This window comes from Streptomyces sp. NPDC046866 (assembly GCF_040704625.1).
Classification (GTDB): domain Bacteria; phylum Actinomycetota; class Actinomycetes; order Streptomycetales; family Streptomycetaceae; genus Streptomyces.
In genome coordinates this window covers 217386-230169 of record NZ_JBEYXN010000001.1, presented here as the reverse complement: position 1 = coordinate 230169, position 12784 = coordinate 217386, and the positions used below count along the sequence as shown (strand labels likewise).

Annotated in this window: 10 protein-coding genes; 3 read left to right on the top strand and 7 right to left on the bottom strand. The window is 71.9% G+C overall.

Annotation, left to right across the window (positions count from 1 at the left end):
- The first annotated feature begins 174 nt into the window (after nt 1-174).
- The 3 genes from AB0953_RS01070 to AB0953_RS01060 all read left to right on the top strand — a co-directional run bounded on the left by AB0953_RS01070 (nt 175) and on the right by AB0953_RS01060 (nt 3061).
- Nucleotides 175-1263 carry a ParA family protein gene (locus AB0953_RS01070; RefSeq protein ID WP_366857238.1) on the top strand — a complete coding sequence of 363 codons (1089 nt, stop codon included), beginning with the start codon at nt 175-177 and terminating at the stop codon, nt 1261-1263.
- Entirely contained in the window at nt 1260-2339 is a 1080-nt protein-coding gene (locus tag AB0953_RS01065; protein WP_366857237.1) for a ParB/RepB/Spo0J family partition protein, read from the top strand. The genes AB0953_RS01070 and AB0953_RS01065 overlap by 4 nt, the downstream gene beginning before the upstream one ends.
- A gap of 104 nt (nt 2340-2443) precedes the next feature.
- Nucleotides 2444-3061, top strand: coding sequence for a GNAT family N-acetyltransferase (locus tag AB0953_RS01060; RefSeq protein ID WP_366857236.1), 618 nt, complete (start codon nt 2444-2446; stop codon nt 3059-3061).
- A 79-nt stretch (nt 3062-3140) separates the two neighbouring features.
- On the opposite strand, the gene trxA is transcribed toward AB0953_RS01060, so the two are convergent.
- The 7 genes from trxA to AB0953_RS01025 all read right to left on the bottom strand — a co-directional run bounded on the left by trxA (nt 3141) and on the right by AB0953_RS01025 (nt 12710).
- Entirely contained in the window at nt 3141-3482 is a 342-nt protein-coding gene (gene trxA, locus AB0953_RS01055) for a thioredoxin (protein WP_366857235.1), read from the bottom strand.
- A 51-nt stretch (nt 3483-3533) separates the two neighbouring features.
- Complete coding sequence (gene trxB, locus AB0953_RS01050; RefSeq protein WP_366857234.1) at nt 3534-4493, bottom strand: thioredoxin-disulfide reductase; 960 nt, start codon at nt 4491-4493, stop codon at nt 3534-3536.
- A 126-nt stretch (nt 4494-4619) separates the two neighbouring features.
- On the bottom strand, nt 4620-5573 hold the full coding sequence (locus tag AB0953_RS01045; protein WP_366857233.1) for a hypothetical protein: 954 nt from the start codon (nt 5571-5573) through the stop codon (nt 4620-4622).
- Entirely contained in the window at nt 5570-6271 is a 702-nt protein-coding gene (gene sigM / locus AB0953_RS01040; RefSeq protein ID WP_366857232.1) for an RNA polymerase sigma factor SigM, read from the bottom strand. Before sigM ends, AB0953_RS01045 begins: the two co-directional genes overlap by 4 nt.
- A 108-nt stretch (nt 6272-6379) precedes the next feature.
- Nucleotides 6380-8107 carry a protein kinase family protein gene (locus tag AB0953_RS01035; protein ID WP_366857231.1) on the bottom strand — a complete coding sequence of 576 codons (1728 nt, stop codon included), beginning with the start codon at nt 8105-8107 and terminating at the stop codon, nt 6380-6382.
- 117 nt (nt 8108-8224) lie between these two features.
- The gene (murJ, locus tag AB0953_RS01030; protein WP_366857230.1) at nt 8225-10399 is read right to left on the bottom strand and encodes a murein biosynthesis integral membrane protein MurJ; all 2175 of its coding nucleotides are present in this window, start codon (nt 10397-10399) and stop codon (nt 8225-8227) included.
- A 46-nt stretch (nt 10400-10445) separates the two neighbouring features.
- Nucleotides 10446-12710: a DUF6049 family protein gene (locus AB0953_RS01025; protein ID WP_366857229.1), complete on the bottom strand. Its 2265-nt coding sequence runs from the start codon at nt 12708-12710 to the stop codon at nt 10446-10448.
- Nucleotides 12711-12784 lie beyond the last annotated feature (74 nt).

Genomic DNA, 12784 nt, shown 5'->3' with positions numbered 1-12784 from the left:
GGTCCCGGCATCGTGTTTCACGTGAAACATCGCTCTCTGCTGCACGGAATCATCAGCCGCGGCCGTGCAGCCGCGGCTCCCCGCTCCCGTACGGGAGAAGGGGGGACGGAGTTGTCCACAACGGTGGATTCATCCACAGGAGTACGGGCCCCGCTGGTTCGAGACCCCGGGGGCATGGCAGGCTCTGTTCATCGCGAGCCTGATGTCGAGGAGAGTGACACCGTGCGGTCCGACGCCAACCTCGCGGGGCCGATGGCCGACCCGGTCCCCGGTCCCCGCTCTGAATCGGCGGGTGGCGATGTTTCACGTGAAACATCGCCCCAGCCCCCAGCCGACCACGACACGCCCAGCGGCGCCGCCGTCTCCTTTGCGGCCGAGGCGCTGCGCCGTGCCGGTGAGGGGCTGCCCCGCCCGGACCAGCGCCGGGTCATCGTGGTCGCCAACCAGAAGGGCGGAGTCGGCAAGACCACCACGACGGTGAACCTTGCGGCCTCGCTGGCCCTGCACGGTGCGCGTGTCCTGGTGATCGACCTGGACCCCCAGGGCAACGCCTCCACGGCGCTCGGCATCGACCACCACGCGGATGTGCCGTCGATCTACGACGTGCTGGTGGACAGCCGCCCGCTGCTCGAGGTCGTCCAGCCGGTGGTGGACGTGGAAGGGCTCTTCTGCGCCCCGGCCACGATCGACCTGGCTGGCGCGGAGATCGAGCTGGTGTCGCTCGTCGCCCGTGAGAGCCGGCTCCAGCGGGCCATCCAGGCGTACGAGCAGCCGCTGGACTACATCCTGATCGACTGCCCGCCCTCGCTGGGCCTGCTGACGGTGAACGCGCTGGTCGCCGGCGCCGAGGTGCTGATCCCGATCCAGTGCGAGTACTACGCGCTGGAGGGTCTGGGCCAGCTGCTGCGCAACGTCGAACTGGTCCGGGCCCACCTGAACCCGACGCTGCACGTCTCCACGATCCTGCTGACCATGTACGACGGCAGGACCCGGCTCGCGTCGCAGGTGGCGGACGAGGTGCGCTCCCACTTCGGCAACGAGGTGCTGCGCACGAGCATCCCCCGGTCGGTGCGCATCTCCGAGGCCCCCAGTTACGGGCAGACGGTGCTCACCTATGATCCGGGGTCCAGCGGTTCCCTCTCCTACATGGAGGCGGCGCGGGAGATCGCGTTCCGCGGGGCCGGAATCCAGTACGACGCCCGGCACGCCCATGTGGGCGCGGGCATGAACAGCACGCAGAACATGGCGGAGGGGATCCAGTGAGTGAGCGACGTAGGGGTCTGGGGCGGGGGCTCGGCGCGCTGATCCCCGCCGCTCCTCAGGAGAAGACGCCGTCGGTGATCGGTACGGGGTCGACGTCTCCGGCCGCAGTGCCGGTACTCCCCTCGGAGCGCGGTGTCGCGGCGGCGAAGCTGGCTTCGCTCGCGCAGGCCGATGTTTCACGTGAAACCGTCATCGCCGACGGGCCGGAGGCAGTGGAGCCAGCGGTCCAGGAAGTGGCGGGGGCGACCTTCGCCGAACTCCCCATGGATGCCATCACGCCGAACCCGCGGCAGCCGCGCGAGGTCTTCGATGCGGACGCGCTGGCGGAGCTGGTGACCTCCATCCAGGAGGTGGGCCTGCTCCAGCCCGTGGTCGTGCGGCAGGCAGGTCCAGGCCGCTACGAGCTCGTCATGGGCGAGCGCCGGTGGCGGGCGTGCCGTGAGGCAGGGCTGGAGCGCATTCCGGCGATCATCCGGGCGACGGACGACGAGAAGCTGCTGCTGGATGCGCTGCTGGAGAACCTCCACCGGGCGCAGCTGAACCCGCTGGAGGAGGCTGCGGCCTACGACCAGCTGCTCCACGACTTCAACTGCACGCACGACGAGCTGGCGGACCGGATCGGACGTTCCCGTCCGCAGGTGACCAACACGCTGCGGCTGCTGAAGCTGTCGCCGCCGGTTCAGCGCCGGGTTGCCGCGGGCGTCCTGCTGGCAGGGCACGCCCGTGCGCTGGTGGGTGTGCAGGACCAGGAGGCGCAGGACCAGCTGGCGGCCCGGATCGTGGCCGAGGGCCTGTCGGTCCGTGCGGTCGAGGAGATCGTGTCGCTGATGGGCTCGGAGCCCGCGGCCACCGTCAAGCCCAAGGGGCCGCGCGCGGGTGCGCGGGTGTCCCCGGCGCTGAGCGAGCTGGCGACGCGGCTGTCGGACCGGTTCGAGACCCGGGTGAAGGTGGATCTGGGCCAGAAGAAGGGGAAGATCACCGTCGAGTTCGCCTCGATGGAGGATCTGGAGCGGATCCTGACGACGATGGCGCCGGGCGAGGGCCGGGTGCTGGAGCAGGGCCTGTCCGGGGAGTGAGTCCCGGGCCGCCGAGGGGCGGGTCGTGCCGGTGGGTGCCGGCGCGGTCCGCCCTTTGCCTTGTTGCGGTTTCTCCTGATTCGGGCTGTGGATACCATGCGCTCATGGGGCGTCGGCTGGTACCTCTCACACTGGACAATCTCCAGGACCTGCCCGGGCGTTGCCGGTCCTGTGTCTTCTGGGAGCTCGATCCCGTCAGCGGTGAGGCTGCCGTGAAAGCGGGGACTCCGGAGCTCGAGAAGGAGGCGTGGATCTCCGCGGTCCTGCTGGAGTGGGGTTCGTGCGGCCGCGTGGTCTATGTGGACGATGTCCCGGTGGGCTTCGTGCTCTACGCGCCGCCGGCCTATGTTCCGCGGTCCACGGCCTTTCCGACCAGTCCGGTGTCTCCGGATGCGGTGCAGCTGATCACTTCGTGGATCATGCCGGGGTATCAGGGGCAGGGGCTGGGCCGGGTGATGGTCCAGACGGTGGCCAAGGACCTGCTGCGGCGCGGGTTCCGGGCGATCGAGGCGTTCGGCGATGCGCGGTGGGACGGCCCGGCGTGTCTGCTGCCGGCGGACCATCTGCTCGCGGTGGGCTTCAAGACGGTGCGGCCGCATCCGGTGCATCCCCGGCTGCGGTTGGAGCTGCGCTCGACGCTGTCCTGGAAGGAAGACGTGGAGATGGCGCTGGACCGTCTGCTGGGCGCGGCCCGCAAGGAGCCGGCGCTGCGTCCGCTGTGAGCGGCCGGCCCCGAGGGGGCCGGAGATGGTGAAACGGGGCCGCCCCCCTCCAGGGGGCGGCCCCGTTTCACGTGAAACATCAGGCGGTCTTGGCCTCGATGAAGGCGTCGAGGTCACGCAGGATGGCGGCCTTCGGCTTGGCCCCGACGATGGTCTTGGCGACCTCGCCGCCCTGGTAGACGTTCAGAGTCGGGATCGACATGACGCCGTACTTGGCGGCGGTGGCCGGGTTCTCGTCGATGTTGAGCTTGACGATCTGGATCTGGTCGCCGTACTCGGCCGCGATGGCCTCCAGGGACGGCGCGATCTGGCGGCACGGGCCGCACCATTCGGCCCAGAAGTCCACCAGGACGGGCTTGTCGCTCCCGAGTACCTCGGTGTCGAAATTGGCGTCGGTGACGGTCTTGACGGTGCCGGCCACAGCGGCCTCCTCATTCTTCCTGCGGGGTGTTGGGGTGGGGGCTTTAAGGGGTCAGACCGTCGCGGCGGCCTTCTCGGCGTCCGCGAGGGCGGCGAGGAAGCGCTCGGCGTCGAGGGCGGCGGAGCAGCCGGTGCCCGCGGCGGTGATGGCCTGACGGTAGGTGTGGTCCACGACGTCGCCGGCGCCGAACACGCCGGTGAGGTTGGTGCGCGTGGAGGGGGCGTCGACCTTGAGGTAGCCCTCGTCATCGAGCTCCAGCTGGTCCTTGAACAGTTCGGTGCGCGGGTCGTGGCCGACGGCGATGAAGAGGCCGGTCACGGGCAGCTGGGAGGTCTCACCGGTCTTGGTGTTGCGCAGGGTGAGGCCGGAGAGCTTCTGGTCGCCGTGGATCTCGGCGACCTCGCTGTCCCAGGCGAACTTGATCTTCGGGTCGGCGAAGGCGCGGTCCTGCATGGCCTTGGAGGCACGCAGGGCGTCGCGGCGGTGGACGACGGTGACGGACTTGGCGAACCGGGAGAGGAAGGTGGCCTCCTCGATCGCGGTGTCGCCGCCGCCGACGACGGCGATGTCCTGGTCCTTGAAGAAGAACCCGTCGCAGGTGGCGCACCAGGAGACGCCGCGGCCGGAGAGGATGTCCTCGTTGGGCAGGCCGAGCTTGCGGTGCTGGGAGCCGGTCGCGACGATGACGGCCTTGGCGCGGTGCACGGTGCCGGCGGTGTCGGTGACGGTCTTGATCTCACCGGTGAGGTCCACGGAGACGATGTCGTCCGGCACGAGCTCGGCGCCGAAACGCTCGGCCTGGCCGCGCATGTTGTCCATGAGGTCCGGGCCCATGATGCCGTCCCGGAACCCGGGGAAGTTCTCCACCTCGGTGGTGTTCATCAGCGCGCCGCCGGCGGTGACGGCGCCTTCGAAGACCAGCGGCTTGAGCGAGGCGCGTGCGGTGTAGAGGGCGGCGGTGTAACCGGCCGGCCCGGAGCCGATGATGATCACGTTACGTACGTCGCTCACGGGTTTCTTCCTCGTCTCTGTGGACTGCGCGCTGCTGCTTGCCGGGGGCCTTGTGGAGTCTCAACCCACCCAACGGATCCTACGGCGCGCGCATTCCCGGCCCGCTCCAGTCCGGGCCGCAAGCTGTCAGCTCCGAGGGTAGGTCCTGGTCAGCAGAGGCTTGCCGGGGCCGCCCGCGGGGGTGTCGGCGCAGTCGGTTCCGATGACATAGGCGTCGACCCGTTCCGGGTCGCCCGGATGCGGAAGGACGAGGAGGTACACCTTGGCGCCCTCGTAGCTGCCGAGCTCCGCGGCGAGCGGGGTGTCGGGGCGGCCGGTGCCCTGCTGGACACAGGGCGGGACCGCGGCGGCGTCGGTCCCGGAGCGCTCGCCCGGGATGAGGCCCGGGGCGGCCGGGGTGTTCTCCAGGCCGTAGGTGCGGTTGCCCTCCGTCGTGGAGGCCTTGGCTCCGGGGCCCGCCGCCAGGAGCCTGCGGACGTCGTCCGGGAGTCCCTGGGCGCTGTAGCCGCCCGCGGCCGTCGCCGGCGGGTTCTCGCTGGTGGTGGCATGACGGGCGGCGGTGTCCGGGGAGCCGTTGCCCGAGAGGTTGCCGGCGAGGAAGACCCCGAGGGCGCAGGCAGCGGCGGCGGCCAGGCCGCCGAGGACCGCGATCCGGCGGCGGGCGCGGCCGCGCCCGGGGCCCGACGCGCCGACCGGGTGACCGGCCGGGCGCCGGCCGCCCGGACCGGGGGGTGTGCCCGGCGCTTCGGCCCGGACCGCCCCGGGGAGGGCATCCGGGTCGCCGTGGGGCGCGGCGGAGGGGCGGTCCCCGGCCCGGGGAGTGGTGGAGGCGAGGAGGGCTTCGGCGGCGAGGGCCGCGTCGATGCGCCCGGCGATGTCGGCCGGCATGCGGGGCGGCCCCGGCAGGGTGCCCAGCAGGGAGCGGATCTCCTCCAGGGAGGCGTGGACGTCGGCGCACAGGGGGCAGTCGCCCAGGTGCCGGCGTACCTCTGCGGTCCGGGCCGGGGAGAGGAGCCCCTCGGTCAGGTCGGAGATCTCCGAGACGTCAGGGTGCCGGATCGTGTCGGCTGCGGGAGTCACGTTCGTCCACCTCCGCCCTTCACCGTGTCTGCGCCCGGGGCTGGATGACCGGGGTCTGCCGCTGGTGGGACGGGTGTCCCCGGCGTCCGGTTCCTTCCCCGCTCCACGGCGGTGTTATCCACGGCATTCGAGCGCAGATGAGTGAGTATCGGGACGAGTTTCGCGCGGCCGCGCGCACAGCGGCTCTTGACGGTGCCGGTGGGGACGTCCAGGACGCGGGCCGCCTCGGCGACGGAGTATCCCTGCATGTCCACGAGGACCAGGGCCGCGCGTTGGTCGGCCGGCAGGGTGGCGAGGGCGGCCAGCAGCTGGCGGTGGAGGTCCTGGCGCTCCGCGGGGGCCTCGGCGGACTCGTGGGGCTCCAGCAGGCGCTCCAGGCGCTCGGTGTCGTCGAGGGGAGCGGTCCTGCGGGAGGCCGCCTTGCGGGCCCGGTCGAGGCAGGCGTTGACCGTGATGCGGTGCAGCCAGGTGGTCACGGCGGACTCGCCGCGGAAGGTGTGCGCCGCCCGGTAGGCGGAGACGAGGGCGTCCTGCACGGCGTCCGCGGCCTCCTCGCGGTCGCCGAGCGTGCGCAGGGCCACCGCCCACAGGCGGTCGCGGTGGCGGCGCACGAGCTCGCCGAAGGCGTCGGGGTCGCCGGCGACGTGCCGCGTGAGCAGGTCCCGGTCGCTGTCCTCGCCGGTCGTCGCGTCGTGCATCACACCTCCCCTCCCCGAAGGGAGCGTACGGGGCGGGCGGGACGAATACGAGGGTCCGCCGTGCCGGCGGCGCAGCGGCGGACCCCGGACCTGCCGTTCGGGGCCGGGCTACTCGACCGGCCCCAGGACCCTGATCTCCCTGATGCCGCCGCGGTAGGAGTCGCCCTTCTCCGAGGGCAGCACCGTGATGTGGACCAGCACGAAGCGGGTCTTCACCGGGGTGGTGAGGGTGCCCTCCACCTTCTTGCCCGTGTTGCCCAGCTTGTGGAGCTCCTGGGGGAAGTCGGCGATGGTGCGCGCCGAGGAGGCCTCCGGGGCGGCGGCCCGCACTTCGAGCTTGTGGCCGGCGGTGAACATGTCCGCCTCGAAGCCCGTGACCTCCTTGACGCTGCCGAGGTCGACGATGATGCCGCTGCCGTCGTCGTAGCTGTCCAGGTTGCCGAACTTGCCCCCGTAGCCGTCGAACCGCAGCGTCCTCCAGGCGGTGTCGAAGTCGCCGTCGACGGCCTTCCGGGCATCCTCGGGCTTGATCGGGTCCTTGCCGAAGACGGAGGCGTCGGCGATGGGGAGCGGCTTGCTCGGCTTGGGGCCCTTGGGCCCCTCGCCGGACTTGGGGGGCTGCGAGGTGCTGTTGCCGCCGCTGTCGCCCTTGACGCGGTCCAGGAGGGTGTCGGCCAGCTGCCAGCTGCCCAGGCCGAGGGCCGCGATGAGAAGGGCGGCCACGCCCCACTTCAGGACGCGGCCGGTGCGGCTCTGCAGCGGGGGCGGCGGCGGAACGGCGATGGGCTGGGTCCCGGGCATGCCGGGGTGCGTGGACGGACGGCCGTAGCTGCCCTGCTGGTAGGTGGTGTGCTGGTACTCGGGCGGGGCCGTGAAGGCGGGCTCCGGGGGCCGGATGCGGGGCATCGCGGCGACCGCCTTGGCCAGCTCCTCGGGGGTGGTGCAGGGGGGTTCCTGGCGGGAGGCCGTGGCGCCGTCGTTGGCGAGGGCGCGCATCGCGAGCTGTCCCAGGCCCCGGTGGACCCCGGCGCGGACCTGGTCCGGCGGGATCAGGCCGACGCCCTTGGGCAGGCCGGCCAGGCCGTAGGCGTCCGTCTCGTACGGCCAGCGCTGGGTGAGGGAGGCGTACAGCAGGGCGCCGATGGCCTCGGTGTCGGTGCGCTGCGGGGTGTCGCTGGTGATGCCGCGCAGGGCGGCGTTCACCGCCAGGCCGCGGATGCGGTACTGGCCCGTGGAGGTGCGCAGTATCGCGCTGGGCGTCAGGCGCAGGTGGGCCAGGCCCTCGCGGTGCGCGGCGGCCATGGCCTGCGAGACCTGGCTGACGAGCTGGTAGCACTCGTGGGGTTCCAGGGGGCCGGCGGCGAGGAGCGCGGTCAGCTCGGTGGCGTCGGGCAGCCACTCGTGGACGACGTAGACGAGGTCGCTGTCCTCCACGGCGTCGAGGACGTGGACGAAGCGGGGGTCTCCGAGCAGCGCGGAGGAGCGGGCGGCGGCCAGGACGGAGCGGGCCCGCGGGTGGTCGGCCGGCAGCAGGTGGACGCCGACGGCGCGGCGCAGCTTCTCGTCCATCGCGCGCCAGCTGCTGAAACCGTCCAGACGGGTGACGCACTCCTCGAGGCGGTAGCGCCGTGCGAGCTTGTGGCCGCTGTGCAGTTCGGGCGCGGCAGCAGGAGCCGCTTTCCTGCGCTCGCCGTCCTTTTCTGGCATGGGTCCGTCCGCGGCTCGTCCGTTCTGGGTGTCCACCCCGTCGGCCGTGGCCTTCGCCGCATCAGCGACCGGCGGCTGGTCGCCGCCGTTGTCGGCCACGTCGACGGCAGCCGTGCTACGTTCCGCCACCGTCGTTCCTGCCTCCCCATCCGTTACGCGCTGTCGGCCAGTCTGCGAAGTCATGCCAATTGTGCCCACAGTCCGGTGCTATGCACGACACGCGAAGGGGTGCGACGGTTGTACGCATCAGCGGCCCATACGCCCGCGGACCATGCCCACCATGGCGTTGAGCTCCTCGATGCGCATCCGCTTGGCGGCGACCAGGAACACCACGGCAAGGGCGGCGCCGCCGGCGGTCAGCGCCAGGGCTGAGCCGAGGACTCCGCTGCCCAGCCACTGCGTGACGGCGTAGGCGGCCCCGCCGCCCACTGCGGCAGCGGGGATGCAGGCGCCGGTGAGGCGGGTGTAAGTGCGGCGCACGTGGGCGCCGTCGAGGTCGCCGCCGAGCCGCTTGCGCAGGCGCTTCCAGGCGACGCCCACGCCGACGGTGTAGCCGAGGCCGTAGGCGGCGGCCATGCCGACGACGGCCCAGCGGGCGGGGAGCACGAAGAACGCGGCGGTGGAGACCGCGGCGTTGACGGCGGCGACGATGACCGTGTTGTAGAAGGGGGTGCGGGTGTCCTCGTACGCGTAGAAGCCGCGCAGGACGACGTACTGCACGGAGTACGGGATGAGTCCGAGGCCGAAGGCCATGAGCACGTAGCCGATGTTCTGGGCGCCCGCGCCGGAGCCGGCGTAGAGCAGGGTGGCCATGGGGACGCCGAGGGCGAGGAACGCGAAGGCACAGGGCACGATCGCGACGGCCGAGGTGCGCAGCCCGTAGGAGATGTCGTCGCGGACGGCGGCGGCGTCCCCGTCGTGGGCGGAGCGGGAAATGCGGGGCAGCACCGCCGTCATGACGGAGACGGTGATGATGGCCTGCGGCATCTGCCACAGCAGCAGGGCGTAGTTGTAGGCGGTGATGCCGGTGCCCGGGTGGCCCTGCTTCTCGGCGACCGAGCCGGACCAGGTGGCGAGCTGCGTCACCACGACCAGGCCGATCTGGTTGGCCAGGACGAAGAAGAACGTCCACTTGGCCAGGCGGGCGGCCTTGCCCAGGCCGTGGCCCTTCCAGTCGAAGCGCAGGCGCGGGGAGAAGCCGGCGTCGCGCAGGTAGGGCAGCATCGCCAGGGCCTGCACGGTGAGGCCAAGGAGGGTGCCGAGGCCGAGCAGGCGCACGCCCTCCGGGGTGACGGTGGTGGCGCTGACGCCGGAGGTGGTGAAGCCGCCGAAGGCCCAGATGAAGGCGCCGAAGGTGGCGATGACCACGATGTTGTTGAGGACCGGGGTCCACATCATCGCGCCGAAGCGGCCGCGGGCGTTGAGGATCTGACCGAGCACCACGTGCACGCCCATGAAGAACATGGTGGGCAGGCAGTAGCGGGCGAAGGCGACCGCGACGTCCATCTGGTGCGGGTCGGAGGCGATCTTCGGCGACATCATGGTGATGAACACCGGTGCGGCCAGCACGCAGATCGTGGTGATCGCGGCCAGCAGGACGACGACGAGCGTCAGCAGGCGGTTGGCGTAGGCCTCGCCCCCGTCGTCGTCGTTCTTCATGGCGCGCACCAGCTGCGGGATGAAGACCGCGTTGAGCGCGCCGCCGCCGACCAGCACGTAGATCATCGTGGGCAGCGTGTTGGCGATCTGGTACGTGTCGTTGAACGTGCCGACGCCGATCGCGGCGGCGATGACCAGGGTCCGCAGGAAGCCGGTGATGCGCGAGACGATCGTGCCCGCGGCCATCAGGGCGCTGGACTTGAGCAGGCCGGCGGCGCGGCCGGCGGGCTTGCTCGGTGCCGGTGCGGCAACGGGTGCGTCCTCGGCGGGCGCGCCGGGCACCGCCTGCTGGTCCTTGTACAGGTGTGCGAAGGCGTCGGGCTCGGGCTGCTCCTCCGCCGCGCTGGTGACCAGCGAGTCCACGCCGACGAACTCGGTGGTGGTCGCGCGGTCGCCGTAGCGCAGGTGGCGCGACGGCCCGTCCGGCTCGGGCGGCGGGGTCTGCGCCCACACCCGCGGGTCGGGGCCGTGCGACGGGGCCTGCGGGGCCGCGTACAGCGGGCCGGGCTCCCGGTAGGTGCCGGGCGGCGGCGGGGGGTGCGAGGCGCGGTCGTAGAGCACCTCGGCGACCGGGTCCTGCGCGGACAGGTCCTGCGACCGGTACGGGTCCCGCTCGTAGGCGTCCTGGACGTACGGGTCGCGGCCCGGCGCGGGGGCGGGTACGCCTGCCTGCCCGGGCACTGCGGTGCCCGGGTCCGCGCCCGGGGAAGGCGCGGGCGCGCCAGTGCCCTGCGCACGGTCACCGTCGTACGGCGCGTTCATCGAAACCCCACCTCATCGTCCCCAGGCCGGCCGGCCACGGCATCGCTCAACGGTCCACTGTCTCACCCGCGCCGGACGGCCCGGTGCTTTGCACTCCGGTGTCCGGGGTCCCGTCACTCGGCTGCGTGCTCTCCTCGGCGGCCGCCCGGGCCGCGACGCGCTTGCGGCTGGCGTACATCTTGATGCCTGCCAGGACCAGGAGCAGCACACCGCCGGCGATGACGAGCATCACGGTCGGGGTGATCTCGGTGGCCTCCACCGTGAACCTGCGCTCCTTGCCGTAGGGCATGCCGTTCTCGGTGAAGAGCTGGGCGGTGACCTCGACGGGACCGCTCGCCGTGGCGTTGGCGGTGAACTTCACCGTCTGGCTGTGCCCGCCCTGCACGGTCACTTCCTGCTCGTCCTCGCCCTTGTCGCCGAACATCAGGCGCGTGGGGTTCGCGGACTTCACCCGCAGGACGAGGTGGTGGACGTCCTGGACGAGGCTGTTCTGCACGCTGACCGGGATCGTCGCGCTGTGCCCGGACAGCGTGGCGTCGGACTTGGGGACGACCTTGACCTTCTCGGTGAGGCCGATCAGGTACTCCTGGACCTGGTCCCGGTAGAGCCCGGCCTCCAGGGGGCGGCCCCGCCATGACGTGGACATCTCGCGGTTGGTGGTGTTGCCGAACGGGATCTCGACGCGGTCGGGAGCGCTGAGGATGACCTTGAAGTGGTCGAGGGTGTTCTGCGTGGTGCGGATCTTCTCGAAGGCGGCGACCGGCAGCTCGGTCTTGCGCAGGGCCTCGGGGTACTGGCCGGCACCCGGAACCTGCGTGTTGACACCGGCGTCGGGCTTGGCGGCGGCCGCGGCGTCCAGGTCCGCGGGCTGGGTCCAGCGGCCCGCCTGGAGCGCCCGCACGGCCTCGGCCATGGACTGCGCCTGGGTGGCGGTCGGCATGCGCTGCGGGGTCACCACGAAGCTGCGCTGGCTGTCGGTCTTCTGCAGGTTCAGCGCGAGGCTGTGGGCGAGGAAGCGCTGCACGGCCAGCGTGGAGTTCGCGGCGCTCAGCATGTCGCCCTCGAAGGCGGTGGACAGGTCGGCGTCGGCCACCACGGCGGTGACGCCCGCGCCGATGGGGCGGGCCGCCGACGGGGTGTAGCCGAGGGCGCCGGTCTCCTGGAGGCTGTCGCTGCGGGCGAGGACGTTGTGGGCGCCGGCCGAGGTGGCCACGTTCACGATCGACGGGTCGATCGCCCCGTCCACCGGCCAGGAGAAGTCCGTGGACGGCGTGACGTGCAGCACGGTCTCCACGGCCTGCTTGGCCTTGTCCGTGGCCGGCCGGAGCTGGCCCAGGGTGCCCGAGACGTCCTTGCCCTGGTGGGCTAGGGAGGCGATGTCGGGGTCCGCGAAGGGCAGGGCGACGACCTTCTTGCCCTGGACGGCGGCCTCCAGCGAGCTCAGCCACTGCTCGGCGACGGCCTTGTTCCTGCCCTGGACGATCTTTCCGTCCGGGGTGCGGAAGCGGTAGCCCTTGGTCATCGCGTCGACCGTGTACAGCAGGTCGGGGTCGATGACCCAGGTGATCGGCAGCTCCCTGCCGAGGGAGACCATCCGCTCCAGGCGGCCGCCGGTCCGCAGCTCGTCGGCGAGCGAGTCGTCCAGGAAGACCGGGGTCTGGACCTCGTCCGAGCCGGTCTCGGCGGTCAGGTGCGTGGGGGAGATCAGCGGCCACAGATACGTGAGCTGGGAGCGCTTGGCAGCGGCCTCCGGCTGCCAGGGCAGGAAGGTCCGCTTGATGCCGAGGACCTGCTCGTACGGCCGGCTGTCGGTCTCCCCGGACAGGGAGACGCCCAGCTGGTAGACGCCGTCCTTGTCCAGCTCCAGCTTGTTGACGGGGACGGACAGCGTGAACGTCTGGCTGACCTTGGACGGCAGCGAGGCGATCTTGACGGAGTAGGCCTGGTCGATCTCGCCCGGGTCCGTGCCGGCCCGGAAGCCCGCGCGTTCCGCGGCCTCGTCGATCGAGGCCCTGTCCCCCAGCACCGGCCCGACCCGCAGGCCCACGTGCGCGCCCGTGATCGTCTCGCGGCCGGTGTTGACCACGGTCCCGGAGATGGTGAGCGTGTCGGTCTTGACGGGGGCGGCGGGCGCCACGCTGGTGAGCTGGACGTCGACGGTGCCCCCGTCGGCGGCCTGCGCCGGGGGCGCCGGTGCCCAGGCCAGGGCGGCGAGCAGGGGTGTACCGGCCAGCAGCGCGGCTGCGCGGCTCAGCCGGCGGCGCCGGGCAGGGCGGGGGTGGGCCCCCTGGTTGACTGCCGCCTCGGCCACGCGCTAGCCCGTCCCTCGAAGTGTCAGTGGTCGTCGTTCGTGCGTCCACGCATGGTAACGAGACCCGCTGTGCG

Excerpts from the sequence above, each read along its gene's own strand:
- AB0953_RS01070 (WP_366857238.1), top strand. The coding sequence starts at position 175 with ATGGCAGGCTCTGTTCATCGCGAGCCTGATGTCGAGGAGAGTGACACC.
- AB0953_RS01060 (WP_366857236.1), top strand. The coding sequence starts at position 2,444 with ATGGGGCGTCGGCTGGTACCTCTCACACTGGACAATCTCCAGGACCTG.
- sigM (WP_366857232.1), bottom strand. The coding sequence starts at position 6,271 with ATGCACGACGCGACGACCGGCGAGGACAGCGACCGGGACCTGCTCACG.
- murJ (WP_366857230.1), bottom strand. The coding sequence starts at position 10,399 with ATGAACGCGCCGTACGACGGTGACCGTGCGCAGGGCACTGGCGCGCCC.